The organism is Hoylesella nanceiensis DSM 19126 = JCM 15639 (assembly GCF_000379965.1).
Taxonomy (GTDB): Bacteria; Bacteroidota; Bacteroidia; order Bacteroidales; family Bacteroidaceae; genus Prevotella; species Prevotella nanceiensis.
The window spans coordinates 1-18,348 of the sequence record NZ_KB904332.1 but is presented as its reverse complement, the minus strand read 5'-3'; the positions used below and the strand labels follow the sequence as shown (position 1 = coordinate 18,348).

The following is an 18,348-nucleotide window of genomic DNA, read 5'->3' as shown; positions in this document are numbered from 1 at the left end:
GTTGTTGCTAAAACGCCAGTGAATATGGGCATTCTTCCTACTTATGTCCATAGTAACAAAATAGAGAGTGCGCCTTCTTTGCAAGACAAGAAAGAAGGAACGATAGTAGGAAAGATCATCGATAAGAGTGGAGAACCAATTGTTGGAGCAACCATTAAAGTAAAAGGTAGCTCTGTAGGAACGGTTAGTGACGTGCAAGGTAACTATCGTTTGCAGGCACCGTCGAATGCTGTCATTCAGTTTTCTTTTATGGGTTACACCTCAAAAGAGCAACATGTGAAAGGCAGAAGCACCATAAATGTGGTGTTAGAAGAAGATTCTAAGGTGCTTGACGAATTGGTTGTAATTGGTTATGGTACTGTGAAAAAACGCAGTATAACAGGCTCTGTAGATCAAGTTAAAAAAGAATTGATAGAGGATAAGCCTGTTGCTAATGTAACACAAGCCCTTCAAGGTGTGGCACCTAACCTCATTATTCAACGTAAAAGCTACAACCCAACGGGCGAAAGTACTAACATCAATATTCGAGGAATTAGCACAATCAATAGTAATGCGCCTCTGATTGTGATTGATGGACTTGTTTCTTCTGATGGAAGCTTAAACGACTTGAATCCTAATGATATTGATAACATCTCTATTTTGAAAGACGCTGGTTCGGCAAGTATCTATGGATCACGTTCGTCTAATGGTGTTATTTTGGTTACAACTAAGAAAGGAAAGAACAACAATCCCACAGAAATTAAACTCTCTTCTGCTGTTGGTTTCGAGTCACCTCGTTTGCTCTTCCACCCTGTAATGGGCTATCAAAACGCCTCATTAAAGAACCTTGCGCTTGTAAATAGCAATAGACCTGCAGAGTTTACACCTGCACAAATACAAGACTTGTACGATCATCGCAACGAAGAGTCGTGGTTCTTGAATCAAATCTTCCGCACTGCTCTACAACAAAACCACAATATCAGCGTAACAGGAGGTAGTGCTTCTACAAGCTATATGGTGAGTCTTGGTTATTATAATCAAGAAAGTAACTATGTGGGTAACAAGACTTTTGGAATGCAACGCTATAACCTTCGTTCTAATGTAACAACCACTTTAGGACGAGTTAAGTTGCAAGCTCTTTTAGCTTTCACTCAAAATAATACCATTTCTCCTACAGGAGGAGCATTCGAAATCGATGCTTCTAGAACTCCACCTTATTACTATTATAAGATGAAAGATCAAGGAAAGTATCTTTTGAACAATGTATTATCAGAGTTTAATCCACTTGGAACACTCGAAGGAGCAGGCAGAAACAAATACAGAAACCATAACTTTGTGGCAAACCTCAATGCTCAAATCAATTTATTCGATGGCTTGTCACTTCGTGGTATCGTAGGTGTTGATGTGGGTAATCAAACTCGTTATACTCGAACTTTTCAAGTTCCTTACTATTATAAGGTAGAAGATGAAAAACCATCGCATATCTCTAACGAGAAAAACTATACCGACAACTGGAACTATAACTCTTATCTTATCAACTCACAGTTGCTCTTAGATTATAATAAAACATTCAATCAACATAGTATTAGTGCTTTGTTTGGTGTAACAAACGAATCGTTTACGGGTAAAGGTAATGAGATAAAGATCTATTATACCAATCCTGATTTGGGTACACAAGCATATGATAAGGCTATAATACCTGTTGGAGAAGGCTCAACTGTGTATCCAGAAAATACCATTCGAACAAGTATAACTTCTGTATTAGGACGTCTTTCTTATAACTATCTCGAGCGTTATTATGCTGAATTTAGCTTTAGAGAAGACGCATCTTCAAAGTTCTCAAAGAAGCATAGATGGGGTTTTTTCCCCTCATTGTCATTGGCTTGGCGACTAACAAGCGAGCAATGGATGCACGATTTTGCTTCGAAAGTGGGCGAATTGAAGTTGAGAGGCTCTTATGGAGTATTGGGAAACCAAACCATTGGTATATATGATCGATTCACAACTTATACACTTTATCCTAATACTTATGCCTATAACAATAGCGCAGTGACTGGAGCTGGATTCTCATTAGGTAGTAGTGACTTGCAATGGGAAAAGACTAAGACACTGAATATCGGTATTGATGCGAGCCTATTGAAAAGCCATTTGAACCTAGCTTTTGACTATTATTACAAATACACCAGTGGTATTTTGATGCACCCTGTGGTTCCTTCGGTATTTGGAACAGTGCAAAACATGGATAATATTGGTGAGATGAGTAACGAAGGATGGGAGTTTTCATTGAATTATCACTTCAAAACAGGAAAGGTGAACCATTCTATTTCTGGAAATATTGGCGATACTTTCAATAAATTAAAGAAGTTCCCACGTAGAGAAGAGATAACAAGTTCAGATGAAATTCAATTCATTCGTAGAATAGGAGTGCCCCTTGGATCTTATTATGGATATAAGAAAGCAGGCCATTTCCAAAGCTATAAAGAAATAGAAACATCTGCTTTGCCTGTAGGAGTGAGTGCTCAACCAGGTGATAATAAGTATGTTGACCGCAATAATGACGGTATTATCGACTCAAGAGACCGTTTTATTCTTGGTAATGCCTTCCCTCGTTATACCTTTGGACTAACCTATTCGCTTGAATGGAAGGGTCTTGATTTTAGCGTTTTCGCACAAGGTGTGGGCAAAAGAGATATGATGGTGCGTGGAGAATTGATCGAACCATTCCACGAAAACTATTCTTATGTGATCTTTAAGCATCAATTAGACTTCTGGACTCCAACCAATACGAATGCTAAATATCCTCGTTTAACAGCGCCAGGATCAAGCTCTACAGCTAATAACTATCGTCAAGCGTCGGACATGTACATGTTGAATGCTGCTTATTTGAGAATTAAGAACATCACAATAGGATACACTTTGCCAAAGAAACTATTGAAAAATATAGGAATAAATAAGCTTAGAGTGTATGCAACAGCACATAACTTGTTGACCTTTAGTCATAACTCTTTCATCGATCCAGAGTCGTCTGAGTTTAATAATCAAATGGGAAATAATGGCGCAAACAGTGCTCGTAACTATCCAACTCTACAATATTATGGTATGGGAGTTGAGGTTCAATTCTAAAAGAGAACTGTTTTTACATTATAGTATATAAATATAAAAGAGACATAAAATGAAAAGATATATAAAAACAGCAATTTCTTTAGGTCTTATTTTGATTCTCTTCGCCTGCAATGGAATGGACAATCCACCTACAGATAAATACACAGATTCTAACTTCTGGACATCTATTGATAAGGCACAGAATATGTTAAACATGGCATATAATCAGCTTTATGGAGCAGGAAGAATGTGGAACGACGAGCGATTAACCGACAATGTGTTTCAAGCTCGTAGCTTTACAGACCAAAGAACGATAAGAAATGGACTCGCAGATCCTAGTACTAACATCTTTGCAGATGAGTGGAAGGGAATGTATGAGGGCATAAAAACCTGCAATATCATTCTTGAAAACATCGATAATTTAAAGGCTTCGGATAAGATTAAACAAAATATGAAGGCGCAAACACGCTATATTCGTGCTGCTCTTTATTTCCGTTTGACTAACTTCTACGGTGCTGTTCCTTTCTTTGATAAAGACATTTCGCTTGCAGAATCAAATACTATTGGAAGAACTCCACATGAAACCATCATTGAGTTTATCGTGAAAGAGCTTCAAGAAATAGTGTCTGATCTACCTAAAAGAGAAGAATTAGCAACTGCAGATAATGGAAAAATAACCAAAGCAGCAGCTCTAATGCTTATGGCAAGAGTGTATCTTTACGAGTCGAATTGGGCTAAAACAGAATACTATTGCAATGAGATTATGAGCGGAAAGTATGGCAAATACGAGCTATTCCCAAGCTATACAGGTTTGTTTGAGATCAAAAATGAATACAATAGTGAGGTTATTTTAGATTATGCTTATGTGCCATCAATTCGCACTTGGGGTGAGTTATGGGACATGGTGCCATTGTCTAAGGGTGGAAGATTAATCAATACAGCTCCTACTCAGAGCCTTGTTGATAACTATATCATGCTCGATGGCAAGTCGATAGATCAGTCTTCGAACTACGATCCTGCTCATCCTTACGACAAAAGAGACCCACGTTTAACTGCAACTGTTATCTATGACAATTACAAATGGAGTGAAAACGTGAACGATGGAAGTGTGAATGAGGTGATATATACTAACCCTTCAAACAACACTCCTGATGCTTATAAAGGCATAAATGCCAACTCTTCGGCTACAGGTTACTACATAAGAAAGTATTATGACCCACATCATGAAGCTCAATTGGCTCTTAGCACTAACATCATTACAATGCGTTATGCAGATGTTTTGTTGATGTATGCAGAGGCAATGAACGAACAAAACAAGATGAGTGAAGATGTTTGGAATGCTACAATACGCCCAATTCGTGTGCGTGCAGGCTTTACAGACGCTCAAGCTCTTAACTATCCAAGTGGCTTAAGCAATAAAGAAATGCAAAAGTTATTGCGTGTTGAGCGTCGTTCAGAATTGGCTTTAGAAGGCTTAAGATGGTTCGATATCAAACGATGGAAGGCTGGTTCAGAATATCTTAATGGTGTTGTGCGTGGCGCTCGCTTTGCTCCTAACAACAATTACATACAATTAGATAACTATAAATTTATCGAATCAAGAGACTATCTATGGTCTGTTCCACAATCACAGATCGACATTAATGCGAATCTTAAGCCTAATAACCCAGGCTATGCCAACTAAATTGTTTTACAAAAGAAAAAGAATTACAATATGAAAAGAAATATTTTTTACAGCATTATTGCTGTTTGCATTGCTTTTATAACCGTAAATTGTAGCAATGAACTTGAATATAAAGAACCTCAAGTAACTGCTGTTACTCAACTATTGTCGCCCAATAAAGAGCAAGGTGCAAAACTTGTTGCTTCTGCAACAGCTTCAATGTTTTTCGAATGGGCACCTGCATTCTGTGCAGATGGTTATGAACCCGTTTACGAAGTGTTGTTCGATTTACCCAATGGAGACTTCTCTAAGCCTCTATATGTAGTGCCTTCTGACGATAATGGCGCACGTCATCACGCAACAATCACTCATAAAATCTTAGACAAAGTGGCTCAAAAGGCTGGTATTGCCAATGCAGAAACAGGTTCAGTGATATGGACTGTGGTGGCTTCGAGAGGCATTAAGCAAGTGAAGAGTGCAGAACATGGCACTTTGTCAATCACTCGTTTGGCAGGATTTGCAGAGATTCCAACTCAATTGTTCATTACAGGTGAAGGCTCAGAGGGTGGTGCTGACATGCAAAAAGCACTTCGCTTTACTTCTACAGAAAGTGGTGTTTACGAAATCTTCACACGCTTAGAGGCTGGAAAGAACTATTATTTTGTAGATAATAAAGATGGTATCATTCGCAAGTTCTATCTTTCAGGAAAGGCAATTAAAGAGCAAACAGAAGGTACTCCAAGTGCAACTGTTACTGAAGGAGGCGTTTATCACATCACACTCGACTTTAATATTGCAGCAAGTGTATTGGAAAAAGTAGAGAGCGTAGGTTGGTATTTCAGTCCAAGTGGTCAGGTAGATATTCCTTTAAGCTATCAAGGTAATGGTATTTGGCAGGGTAGTGGCGCCACACCTTTTAGACAAGAAGGATGGGGAAGAGATGAACGTTACAAGTTTGAGATGGTTGTTAGCAAGGAAGGAACACGCAAAACAATTCACTGGGGACCTGTAAATAGTGGCTTAGACAGCCGTCCAAGCGATAACGAAGGCAGTGATTATTTCTTAGTAAAGCAATGGAATCCTAGTCAATGGGACAACAAATGGAAGCTTCATGGCATCTTTGATACAGAGAAAACAGGTAACAAAACCAAGTTCACTCTATATCTAAACGGAGACGCTCCTTATCATCATACAACCGAAATAGCACAATAATAACTAAAAGAATATTATGATGAAACGAATAAATAATGTGTTGTTATTATCTGCGTTTGTTGCTCTTACAACGAACCTAACAGCATGTAACAATATTGAAGATACCTATTTCTACGAGAATAACACATCGAATATCAAGTGGAATGAGGTTGCAGACAGTGCAACTAACGCACTTGTAGAGCATTTTTGGCATAAAGACAAACACTATTTTGTGTACAATTCAGATGAATTCGATACAACTACCGATCCAGGTTATTGGCCTCAAGCTCACGCTATGGACGTAATTATCGATGCATATCAACGCACTCACGACCAAAAGTATGCCAATATGTTTGGCCTTTGGTATGAAGGAATTAAGAAAGTGAATAGCTTTAGAGGGGCAAGTGGTTATGAAAATAACTTCTATGACGACTCTGAATGGATTGCTTTAACCCTTCTTCGCCTTTATGATGTAACAAAAGAAGAGCGTTATTTAACCACTGCAAAACAACTATGGACATGGATTAAGACCGGTTGGAACAACCTTGCAGGAGGCGGAATAGCATGGGAAAGCATTCAACACATGTACAGTAAGAATGCTTGTGCTAATGGACCTGCTGCCATTATTGCTGCTCGTTTGTATAAAATCACCAACGAAAAGGAATATTTAGACTGGGCGTTGAAGATTTATAACTGGGAAAAAGCAACTCTTTTTAACCCTGCAACAGGAGCTATCTACGACAATATCAACGGCAATACCAATGTTATCGACAAAACAACCTTGTCTTATAATCAAGGTACTTTTGTGGGAGCAGCTTTCGAACTCTTTAAAATTACAGGCGAACAAGCCTACTTAAACGAAGCAAGAAAGGCAGCTTTTTATTGCATTTCAGATGCTTCTATGCTCGATCTTGGTAACAATATATTGCGAGATGAGGGCAATGGAGATGGCGGTTTGTTTAAAGGTATCTTTATGCGATACTTCGCTTTGTTGATACAAGAACCCACATTAGATGAAGGATATAAGAAGAAATTCACCACATTCTTCAATAATAATGTTGCTGTTCTATGGCAAAAAGGAACCAACAAGCAAACTCTTATGATGGGACCAAACTGGGCTAATGCCATAAAAGGCACCAATCAGCTTACCTCTCAAACATCTGCTTGCATGGCAATAGAGGCGAAAGCTACCTTGAAATAATAAGAAAGGTAGAGTAATATAACAAAAAAAGGAATAGATGAAAATCTATTCCTTTTTGTTTTTTTGCATGTTATAAAAAGTATGTTGTTGCTGTTTATAACCTAATTGCTGTCTGAGCCTCTTGTCGGATTCGAACCAACGACCCCGAGATTACAAATCACGTGCTCTGGCCAACTGAGCTAAAGAGGCGGGTGGACAAGCTACTTACATCGCACCGCTCAACCTTCTACCTTTGCTATATTCCTATCCTGGAGGATTCGAAAGGAGCTGGTCGTGTAAGACTTGCCCGTATTGCGGTTGCAAAGGTATATATTATTCTTTATATTTGGGGAGGAATTAGATCTCGTTTATTCTTTTTTAACAAAACAAATCAACAGAAATACCTTGTTGTAGAGGCGTGTTTTTATGTCAATAAACAGTTTGTTAGAATTGGTTGCGAGCCACTTTGTAATAACCTTGATAGTCTATGTGTCTTGACTATCAGTGATTTCTAATTTTATAAGGGTGCTTGTAGCTTAGGTATCTAATTGCTTTAATCTCTTTAAAGCTTGTTTCATGTGGTATTTCACCGTATTGATAGATATTCCTAAGTGCTGTGCTATCTCGGGATAAGTTTTCTCTTCGAATCTACTTAAGATGAAAACCTCTTGACATTCGGGTGACAGTGAAGAGATAATGTCGTTGATTTGGGTAGACAAATCGTCTGCCATCATCTTACTAATGGGGTGTGAGTGAGATAAATCGTCAGCGATTGTTTCTTCCGTTTCGTGCGTGAGTGCAATTTTTAAGAAGTGCTTTCTACTTTGTTTGGAGCGTAGAATATCGATACAACGATTGCGAACCGACTGCATGAGATAGCCTTTTAGAGAGCTTTTGATGTATAACGAATTATGTTTTAGCCACATATTGAAAAAAACATCACCAACAATAGCCTCTGCCCAAAATGCATCGTGAACCAAAGAATTGGCATAGGTGCATAGTGTAGCATAGTAGGTGTCGTAGAGATATTGGTAGGCTTTCTCGTCCCCGTTATGCAATTGGTTTATAATGATAATTTCATCAAAAGGCATTTCGCTGTTCAAAATATTCATGTTCTGCTATGGCAAAGATATAAAGATTATTTTTATAAAATGTAAAATGATGTCATTTATTTCTTTTGTGCTATACAGTTGTCGGCGAAAAGAAACAATGTTCTGTCGCTCTTTTCATCAATAGATAAGCACTTCTAATGCTTCTATTTCTCACCCCAATGCTATTGCAAGGTAAAAGCATTGATGTTAGGGTGCAATTACATTGATATTACATATTAAAAGCAATGCTTTTAAGGGATTGATGCCGTGCAAAGATAAAGCATTGACAATGAAGAGCAGATGCGATAGGGTGGTATAAGAATATATTTTACAATGAGAAGAGTTGTCGAAAAGAGGAAAATAGAGGCATAAAAAAAGAAGGAATGCTGTGAAAGCACCCCTTCTTTAAATAGATATAAATTAAAACTTGTCGCTTAGTTGCTTAGAGCTAAACAGAGTTTTCCGTAGTGTAGAACACCATCTTTGATAACAGAATATACCGCCCAAACACGAGTTCCGTCGTTTTTAAGAATCTCGAAAGAATCTAATTGATAAGTAACACTTGGATAATCAGAATCGTTGATGAGCTTAGCATCAGCCTTAACGCCCACTGTTAGGTCGCCAGTGTAGGTCACTTTAAGCGATCCATACACATAACTTCCCCACATTTGGTCCCAACCAAGAGAGCTGACACCAGCGTTAGTCTTAGCATAGAACTTGTAAGAAGAACCACTAACAGGTTTCCATTCTTCGTTATCCCAAGTCATGTGCTCAACAGTAGAGTTCTTAAGAGCCTCTTTTTCCTCATCAGTATAAGCCACATTGGTGGTCTTCACCTCAACATTGATAGTTGCTTTTAAGCCCATCATGTCGGTTACATGCACAGTTGTTGTACCCTCTTTCTTAAGTTTGAGGCGCACTTCAACATCGTTAACAGACGAGATTTCAGCAATATTACTGTCGTCACTCTCTGCAGTGTAGTTGCCGTTTCCGCCCTTAATTTCAATCTTAGCATAGCCCACTTGACCAATTTTGTTGGTTACAGACACGCTTGTTTCACCAAGAACAATCTTGCTATACATTGAAAGAACAGGCACACGTTTATAGTTTCCGCTCTTATCAGATATGACAACGGCAGTTCTTCCCTTTTCTTTAGACACCACAGTGATAGTGTTATCGCTAAGAGAAGCAGTTGCAATTTCAGGATTTTCGGTGAAAACTTTAAAGTCGCCACCACCATCTTTGATTTTGAATGATGCCGATTCGCTCACATTTACCTTAAGAGTATCGGTGTCGATAGATAGTGTTGCTGTTTTAGTTTCAACAGGAATAGGGTCGTCGTTACTACTACAAGCAGACATAAAGCATACACTCGTTAAGGTAATCAACATCGTATATAAATAATGAATCTTCATTTTTATTCTATGTTTAAATTGTTAATTAATAATGAGTTATGGTGTGTTACCAGTCTTTACGATAAGGTTTGTTGTTGTAAACCAATTCATCGTCGAACAATTCTTTAGCAATGTTTTGCATAGAAGGAATTTGTCCGTAAGAGAAATTTCTACGGAATGGATCCATAGCAAATATCATATGACAACCATAACCTTCGGTTCTGATGCGTTGTAAACCAGCTGTGTTAGCCCAATAGCCACGGTTATATTCTTGAGAATACAAGCCCATGCGAGATTTAGGCATACCAGGATAGTTGTTAGATAAGTCTGATGAGCGACCATAGTCGTGCAAAGCGTAGTCTACAAAGTTACCTGATTGAACGCCATCAACAGCGGGAAGCGAAGAAGTTCTGCCGTAGACATAAACCGAAACGATTTTATCACCAATTGCTTTCTTTGTTTCATAGCACAAACGAGCAGCTGCTTCACTACTTGGAGAGGGTTCAAATCCAGGCGCACCGCTATATTTTGAATATTCATCGTCAAAGAAAACGCCATCGAGTTGGTAAGCATCTAACACCTCTTTAATTTCCTTTGCAAAGAGTTTTGCACCCTTAGGAGTGAGGTTTGCAATACCCGATGCATCGTGATTACCCAAGATGCCAAGAACAACCTTAATGCCTTTGTCTTGCAATGGTTTAAGATATTTCTCTTTATTGCTTAGAAGGTGTCTTACGTTGTCGTTGTTGTAGATATACACTTGTCCTGTTTCAACATTGTAGTTGATGTTGGCAGAGAAAAGAATAACCATGTCGATAAGTGGTTTTCCGCTCTTCTTAAGAGTGAAACAAAGGTTGTTTAGAGGGTTACAATCGTTCACCTCCATACAGCTCACAATCTTAATGCCAGTAGACTTGTCGCAGTTAGGCATCTTAGAAAGGTCGTTTACCAAAAGAACAAACGACGATTGCTTTTCAGAAAGTACCACATTGCCACTCTTAACCTTTATTGAAAGGGGAATAGCGTAGGTGCCTAAGCTGTCGAGATTAGCTGCAGTGTTATAGCTAACCTTTGCTTCTGCCGATTTAGTTGCGCCTTTATTGATTTTTATTTCAGTAGGAAGTTGCACCAAATCAGTAGGAAGAGCTTTATATTGAGAAGCGTGTTTAGAGTTATACTCAGTTAAGATGGCTTCGTTATAAGTTAGCTCGAAAACTGCATCTGCATCACTTGCTTTTTGTAGTTGCACAAAGAAACCAGTAGAACCAGTTGTAGAAAAGCTGATAGAATCGCTCACTTGCAAGCCGTTGTTGTTAGAAAGCATTGCATAGTTGTTGTTAGATACCTGGTAGTTGGCTTCGTCTACCTGCATAACATTCACGTCCGAAGAACATGATACAGATAGCAAAATGCCAAGAGATACTAATAACTTATTGATGTTTTTCTTTATTATAGTCATAATTAAAACTCATTAATGTGTTTAGATTGTTTTATCTTTCAGGAAGAGAAACAGAGGTCCATTTCAATGCTTTGTTAGCAGTTGCATCGTTTCCGTTACCGGTGTGATCCTTAACTAATAGAGGAGTTTCGTCGTCGAACTTCCAATATGAAACCAAACCTTGGCTCTTTGGCGATACACTGTAAATGTCTCTTGCAATGTCTGCTTGTGATCTTACCACATTCCAGATACGACATTCTGCAATATCTCCTGCAAGATAGCGGTTTGCACTGTATGAATATCCAATGTAGAAAGGATTAGAACCGCCCGAAGCAAGGTTGACACTACCAACGTTTTTAATGCCACGTGATTGCTCTTTACCGTTTACATATACCACCATTTCACCTGTTGTGCTGTCGTAAGTTAAGGCAACATGAACCCATTTGTTTGTGGGTAGTCCCTTATTGCTATCGGCATTAGGGAAGTTTCCGTCGCTTGTTGCAATTTGAATTTGGTTTGGTGGGAATCCAGCATCACCGATACGAATTAAGAAATAGCCTTCAATACCCATTACAGTGCTAATCTTTCTGTCGAAATTACGTGCACGGATAAGAGCCTCCATGGTGAGCTTTGAAAGGTTATTTACCACACCTGGGTTCTTCCAATTAACGCTTAAATAGTTTTGTTCGATGTCGGCTACAACATTAATCAATGCTCCTGCCTTGAATACATAATAGAAAACCTTTTGCGATTGCACCAACTCTATATCGTTAGATTGAGCCTTTACGGGTAAAACACAGACACGGTTGCCTTTGATATCGTCTAACTTTGAGAACTCAATGGTGATATCATCCGACTTAACTCCACCTTGTGGAATAGTGGCAGTGGTTGACTTTAGAGTATAACAAGAGTCGGGTAGCAACTCAGCCTCTTCGCCATAAGCTTTGTTATAGTTGCTTACAAGCGATGATTCTACAACGTAATGAATGGTGATGTCTTTCTCTGCAGGCTTCGCAACCGATACGTTGAGTGTTTTAGTAACGCTTTGTGAGGCACCTTTCACCACAATTTCGTTGCGCATAGTGGTTCCTGAGATATAGGCTTTATTGTCGAATTGCTCGTCACTGCTTTGACATGCAGAGAAAAGAGCAACGCAAGTGCACCATGATAAAAATAAATATAGCTTGTTCATGTTGTTCTATTTTTTTATGTTAGGATTGATTGTGTTAATAGCTACACGTATATTAGGATAAACAAACGCTGGATTGAAATAGTCGGTTGCCATGTTTTCAACCGCAAGTCCAACGATAGAGTAGCCATTATGTGCAGAGGCTACCCAGCGAGCAGCGCTTTTTATAGCTGTTGTTTTGTTGCTGAAATATCCTGTTTTTACGTCTGCTTTATCCAAAGAGGTTGTTTGCACCAAAGGAATAAACTTATTGGTAGGCACATTTTCGTCTGCAGCCATACCTGCTGTGTAGCTCAATTCAGATGTAGAAGTAGCAGTTAAGCAAGGCAAAATGATGTATTTAGCCTTTTCAAAGATTTGCTTGTCAATTACATTCTGTGGCTTTCCTTGGAACAATATCTCTACATTAGGGTGGCGTTCAGCCCAGTCTAATGCAATAAGAATAAAGTCGTTTTCATATCCAATAAATGTTGTTCGCTCAAGATCAGACATATATTGCTTGGGTTTGCCATTGTAAGCAAAGATAATTCCATCGAATTTGTACTTGTCATAGTAGCTTAATGCCTTTTGTAAAGAGTCTACTAAGAAAGTATTAAACTCGATATACGATTTCGATTTGTTCTCAGCTTCTTTGTAGAAATCAGCCTTACGAGTGTCGTATAGCAACTTAATGGCATCGAAGTTGATGCGATAAACAAACTTAGTGGCCTTGTCTTTGCGAGCAGCTTCGATCTCTTTCAACTCATTTGCAGTGAGAGAGTCGGGTGTACTCAAGCAAACATAATCAATACTATCAGGTAATGCGTTGATACGTTGTGATTGATTGCCAGGTTGTTTATGGCTGTTATCGAAATAACCAATAAAGATGTTGTGTTGAGATGCTTTGTAAGCTCTTAAATCAGAAAGATAGTTTGCATGCAACTCAGGATTTTGTTGCTCTATACCAGGAGTAACAATGTTCACCGATTCGATATCGGTGTCGCAGCTACTGAATGCTATTGTAGATGCAATGGCCGATAAAGCAAATATGGTATGTTTAAATATTCGTTTCATATTATATGTTTTTATTGTTGTGATAGTGAAAGAATTTTAGATATACAACATAGAGATTTAGTTTTTCTTTGCCCACCACAAGTCGGTAGCCATATTGTCTTGTCCACCTAAAAGACTGCTAACTGCAGAATTATAGTTCTCTGTGTTGTCTGTTCTTTCACGTTGAGGATAAGGTAAACGACGTGCACCACGAGTAGAAGAAACAACGCCTCCACTGTTATTTTTAGTGACTGGCATAAGAAGAGGATATCCTGTTCTGCGATATTCTGCCCATGCTTCGAGTCCAAGAGGGAAGTTAGCAATCCATTTTTGAGTGATAATACGTTCTAAGTTCACCTCAAACTCAGCAGAATCGTCCCATTTTACAGTGATAGTAGGTGCAGTTCCAGCATAAGAGAATGCAGGATTCACTGGGTCTTTGTAAAGAGCTGGAGTGCTAGTGTTGTCTGCTAAGTAAGCATCTACACCGTCTGCATTGTGTTGTTCGAATGAAAGTTTAACTCCATCTTCGTACAATTGCTTTGCAGTTGCGCCCATAGTCCAACCTCTTAACGCTCCTTCAGCCTTTAAGAAAGCCACTTCTGCAGCGTTCATCCATAGCATTTTGCTATTTGATTGCACCTTCATATTGCTATATTGTTTGATGGTTTTGCCTGAAGGAATTTGTATTCCAGAACGCAATCCCACAAAACCATTAGCCTCAGGAAGGTCGAATGTAGACTTAGTGAAATAGCTTTCGCAACGTGGATCTTTCAAACCTGTCATGTAACTGGTGAGGTCTGCAGAAACACGAGAGTCGCCTTCGTTATAATCATACATCACCACTTTAAATGGATTGATGTTCTGGCAGGTTACAAAAGCATTGTCGGCATTGCTTGTCATCACGCCAATAGAGTGCGAAACAGCCTCTTCTGCCTTTTGTTTTGCTAGCTGTGGCTCTACATTTGAAATGCGAATGGCCATGCGAAGCTTAAGAGAATTAGCAAATTTAATCCACTTTTCAACCTTACCTTGGAACACCCAATCGGCTTGTTCGTTAAAGTCTTCGGTGCGATGGTTGGTCAATTGCTCAATACTCTCATCGAGTTCAGCGAACATCTTAGTGTAAATATCCTTCTGAGAGTCGTATGGTGCAGTGATTTTTGCATCTTCTCCAACTTTCGAATAAGGCATAGGTCCATAAGTATCAGTTACTCTTTTGAAGACTTGCTACCTTCACAATTTGAGCCACCGACAATGTAACTGGGTCTTTAGTAACACCCTTTATGCGCTTATAATTCTCGAAAATCTTAGGAATAACGCTGTTAAACATCACTTGAAGCCAATGCTCTTCAGGATTGAGTTGTGCAAAGTTTTTGCCATTAAAACCATTGTTTGAGTCTGCAAGGTAACCTCCATACGAACCACCTAACAAACATTCAGTAAACTGATTGGTGTTAACATCAAGAGGAACAACCCATCCTTGTAAGTTAGTTAGAGCAGAACGAGTGCTGTATCCATCACGTTCCATCTCGTTTTGAGTGGCATCATAAGGGTTAGTATTATAGTGAACGTAATCGCTTGTACAAGCAGTTACACCCGTTAAAATGCCAATTGACAATATATTTAATATTATTTTTTTCATAATGATGATTGTTGATTGTTAGAATTTAACCTTTACATTAAAACCAATACTTCTTGTGCTAGGAGTCATGAAATAGTCAATTCCTTGATAATAGTTACCTGTTGAGGCTGTAGCTTCAGGGTCGAAAGGAGCCTTGCAGTAAAGCATTAGAAGGTTTCTACCTACAAGTGACAAGGTGATATCACCAACATTCCAAAGCTTATTCTTCTTAATGGTGTAGCCAATACTTGCTTCTTGTAAGCGAATATTTGTTGCACTATAAGTATAATATTGTGGAACTCCATTCTTACTACCGATAGTTGTGTACCAAGTTTCAGGGTTAATGCGGTCTCCACCGTTTACTTCTACATAGCCAAGGTCACGTGCTTGCGCTGTAGTTTCAGACACTCCATAAGTATCTAGCGTTGCTTGTGTAGCCGAATAAACAATACCGCCGAAGCGAGCACTGAACATTAAGCCCACATTTAAGCCCTTCCAAGAGAAATCATTGCGCCAAGCCATGTTGCATTTAGGGAATACTGAACCCAATTTAATATCTCCAACGTTGTTATCTGTATAGACTTTGCCTTCGTTGTCGATATAAACTCTACCTTGACTATCACGTTTGATGTCTGATAAAGAATACAAGTCGCCAAGAGTTCCGCCTTCTTTTAGAATGAAGTGAGCTTGTCCGTGTCCTCCAACATCAAGACGGTCTTTGTTGATAACCGTTCCTGTTTCAGGGTGAACGTAGTTTCTAACCAATTCATTAATTTTGTTTCTGTTGGCACTAAAGGTGTAGTTTGAAGCCCAACCGAAGTCTCCCCACTTGTTTTTATAGCCCAAAGAAAGCTCTATACCCTTGTTAGATACGCTACCAGTTTGTACGTATAGAGTGCTATAAGCAGAAGAAACAGATATTTGAGGATTAAATGTTTGGTTGTAAGTTGTTGTATGATACAATGTAACATCAAGGTTAAAGTGTTTCAAGAAACGAGCTGTTAAACCAATTTCCCATGATGTTGTGTTCTCAGGTTTAAGGTTATACAAAGGATAATTGGCCTTACTCTTCCATTGTCTTAATGCTGTATCCCACTCAAAAGTTGGGTTAGCAAGGAATCGAGGGAATGGAAGTCCAACCGAAGCATATGATGCTCGTGCCTTTAAATAATCGATTTGTTTTGGCAAATGGAATATTTCTGAAAGCACAAATGATGTTCCTACTGATGGATAGAAGAACGAAGACTGAGTTGAATTGGGTCCTGCAAGTTGAGAAGGCCAATCGTTTCGACCTGTTAATGTAAGGTAATAAGCTCCCTTATAGCCCAATTCAACACTCGCAAAGAGAGATTTCACTTGGTCGTGATATCCACTTTGGAAGCGAGCAGCTTTGCTATCATCTAATTGGAACACAGTGAATTTATTAGCAAAGAGATCATTACGTAATGGACCTGAATTGCTTAACACATCTTGTTGGATATCAGAAAGCGATGCACCAACGTTTGCTTGTAGGCTAAGTGTATTCTCAAAGCTCTTATTGATGTTGACCATTAGGTCGCCATAGGTTTGCTTATCGTCGGTTTTTGATATGGCATAGAAACCATTTCCAGAACCTTCTGTGAGTGTAGTGTTAGAACTTGCATACAACTTACGTTCGTATTTGTTTGCAGAGTTGTCCACTCTGATACGTGCAGCAACGTTTAACCAATCCAAAATCTTGTAGGTTAAGCCCGCATTAAGCATATAACGGTCTTTAAAGTTGGTGCGTAGGTTACGATAATTAATCCAATATGGGTTCTGACCAGTGAACTCATTAAGTCCTTGAGGCCAGTATTGAGTATATATTTTACGTTGAGTGTTATAACGTTCATACATCTTTATGGTTTGCCAATCATCGCCACGTGGGAAGAGATAAGCCTCAACAAGAGGGTTAGAATAACTTCCTTGGTTCACCATATTTAAGTCGTTTTGCTTAATATAGCTAGCTCCAACGTCTAAAGTCATTCTGTCTTGTAAGAAAGAAGTAGTGTTTCTAAAAGTGAAGTTATAACGATTGTATTTGTTGTTAGGTACAATTCCTGCAGAGTTTACAGCACTTGCAGAAAGGTAAGTCTGATTCTTTTCAGAGCCAGTAGATAGTGTTACGGTTTCAGTTGTAACGACTCCAGTCTTTAGATAGTCGCTCTTAGGATCGTATCCGTATGAATTTACTTCGTTTAAGCGTTTTCCCCAGCTCTTATCAGCAACCTCAACAGAACTCAATTGAGAACCTGTTCCGTAGCGATTTTGGAACTCTGGCAATCTAAAAGCACTTAAAAACTCAGTGTTTTGCGAGAAAGTTACTTCAGTATGTCCAACCTTTCCCTTCTTAGTTGTAATAACAATTGCACCATTGGCAGCTCTACTACCATACAAAGCCGCTGCAGCTGCACCCGTTAACACCGACATACTCTCGATATCTTCAGGGTTAATGTCGGCAATTGCCTCAGTTGTTCCGCTCGATTCAAAACCCTTTCCGCCTTCTTGTCCTAAGTTAAACATAGGTACACCGTCGATAACATAGAGGGCATTGCTCGATTGTTCGATAGCTTTTGCACCACGCATCACCACTTTAGAAGCACCACCTACACCCGCAGAAGAGGTGTTAATGTTCACACCAGCAACCTTTCCTGCAAGCGAATTGATGAAGTTCGCATCTTTATTGCGAATTAACTCGTCGCTAGTTACTTGTTGAACGTTGTAGCTTAGGGCTTTTTGTGAACGCTTAATACCAAGAGCTGTCACTACAACTTCATTGAGTTGCTTTGATTCTGGCTCAAGTTTAATATTCAAGCTACCGCCTTCTTGCACCTTGATATCTTGGGTTTTATAACCAATATAAGATACGGTTAAGACAGAACCAACGCTTGTTTTTAAGCTAAACTTACCGTCGATGTCGGTCACAACGCCCATTTGTGCTCCACGAACTTTAACGGTTGCGCCAATAATTGGTAAGCCGTTTTCATCTTTAACGATTCCACTTACTGTGTGAGTCGCATTTTCTTTTTGGTCTTTAGTAACGCCTTGATGTTTCACAATCACGGTATTACCCTTGATTTCGTAATTTACTTGTTGACCATTTAGAATTTGTTGAATGCTCTCAGACAAAGTAGTTGCATTTACATCTACCTTCTTGTTCAAGTCGAGGTCATTCATTTCATAAACAAAAGAGTATCCGCTCTTGTCCTTTAATGTAGCGATGGCTTGCTTAACAGAAACCTTTCCAAGTTTCATTTGTACGTTCTGTGCCATTGCGCCAGCATTCATTCCCAAGAGAAAACACAATGTCATGATTTGTTTTTTCTGTTTAGACATGATGTAGTATTTTAGTTACTAAAGTTTCCCACCCCTTAAAACACTAACTTTTCTCATTTTCCTTTGTCTGTCTTCCCCCATATCCATTGACTGTTAACACATGCCTAACAG

General features: G+C 39.0%; 10 protein-coding genes, 1 tRNA gene, 1 other RNA gene and 1 pseudogene. 4 read left to right on the top strand and 9 right to left on the bottom strand.

Annotated features, from left to right (window positions below; translation table 11 throughout):
• Positions 1 to 24: 24 nt before the first annotated feature.
• The 4 genes from A3GM_RS0107850 to A3GM_RS0107835 are packed head-to-tail and all read left to right on the top strand — an operon-like array spanning position 25 to position 7,136.
• Complete coding sequence (locus tag A3GM_RS0107850; protein ID WP_018362835.1) at positions 25 to 3,102, top strand: SusC/RagA family TonB-linked outer membrane protein; 3,078 nt, start codon at positions 25 to 27, stop codon at positions 3,100 to 3,102.
• 49 nt (positions 3,103 to 3,151) lie between these two features.
• Positions 3,152 to 4,765 (top strand): RagB/SusD family nutrient uptake outer membrane protein, encoded by a 1,614-nt coding sequence (locus A3GM_RS0107845; RefSeq protein WP_018362834.1) that lies wholly within the window; start codon positions 3,152 to 3,154, stop codon positions 4,763 to 4,765.
• Positions 4,766 to 4,795: 30 nt separating this feature from the next.
• Positions 4,796 to 5,956: a SusE domain-containing protein gene (locus tag A3GM_RS0107840; RefSeq protein ID WP_018362833.1), complete on the top strand. Its 1,161-nt coding sequence runs from the start codon at positions 4,796 to 4,798 to the stop codon at positions 5,954 to 5,956.
• Between the two features lie 19 nt (positions 5,957 to 5,975).
• On the top strand, positions 5,976 to 7,136 hold the full coding sequence (locus A3GM_RS0107835; RefSeq protein ID WP_018362832.1) for a glycoside hydrolase family 76 protein: 1,161 nt from the start codon (positions 5,976 to 5,978) through the stop codon (positions 7,134 to 7,136).
• Positions 7,137 to 7,251: 115 nt separating this feature from the next.
• On the opposite strand, the gene A3GM_RS0107830 is transcribed toward A3GM_RS0107835, so the two are convergent.
• From A3GM_RS0107830 to A3GM_RS0107790, 9 genes and pseudogenes are all read right to left on the bottom strand, one after another.
• A tRNA-Thr gene (locus A3GM_RS0107830) sits at positions 7,252 to 7,325 on the bottom strand.
• A gap of 1 nt (position 7,326) precedes the next feature.
• Positions 7,327 to 7,424, bottom strand: an RNA gene (gene ffs / locus A3GM_RS11445) — signal recognition particle sRNA small type.
• A gap of 227 nt (positions 7,425 to 7,651) precedes the next feature.
• Positions 7,652 to 8,227, bottom strand: a complete 576-nt coding sequence (locus A3GM_RS11150) for an RNA polymerase sigma-70 factor (protein WP_018362831.1) — start codon at positions 8,225 to 8,227, stop codon at positions 7,652 to 7,654.
• Positions 8,228 to 8,640: 413 nt separating this feature from the next.
• Positions 8,641 to 9,621: a porin family protein gene (locus A3GM_RS0107815; RefSeq protein ID WP_026216158.1), complete on the bottom strand. Its 981-nt coding sequence runs from the start codon at positions 9,619 to 9,621 to the stop codon at positions 8,641 to 8,643.
• Positions 9,622 to 9,667: 46 nt separating this feature from the next.
• Entirely contained in the window at positions 9,668 to 11,059 is a 1,392-nt protein-coding gene (locus tag A3GM_RS0107810; RefSeq protein WP_018362829.1) for a BT_3987 domain-containing protein, read from the bottom strand.
• A gap of 31 nt (positions 11,060 to 11,090) precedes the next feature.
• Positions 11,091 to 12,230 (bottom strand): DUF1735 and LamG domain-containing protein, encoded by a 1,140-nt coding sequence (locus tag A3GM_RS0107805; protein WP_018362828.1) that lies wholly within the window; start codon positions 12,228 to 12,230, stop codon positions 11,091 to 11,093.
• 6 nt (positions 12,231 to 12,236) lie between these two features.
• Positions 12,237 to 13,280, bottom strand: coding sequence for a glycoside hydrolase family 18 (locus A3GM_RS0107800; protein WP_018362827.1), 1,044 nt, complete (start codon positions 13,278 to 13,280; stop codon positions 12,237 to 12,239).
• 57 nt (positions 13,281 to 13,337) lie between these two features.
• Positions 13,338 to 14,904: pseudogene (locus A3GM_RS11145) on the bottom strand (RagB/SusD family nutrient uptake outer membrane protein).
• 18 nt (positions 14,905 to 14,922) lie between these two features.
• A complete protein-coding gene (locus tag A3GM_RS0107790) occupies positions 14,923 to 18,237 on the bottom strand; it encodes a SusC/RagA family TonB-linked outer membrane protein (protein WP_018362826.1) in 3,315 nt (1,104 codons plus the stop codon).
• Between the last annotated feature and the right edge of the window lie 111 nt (positions 18,238 to 18,348).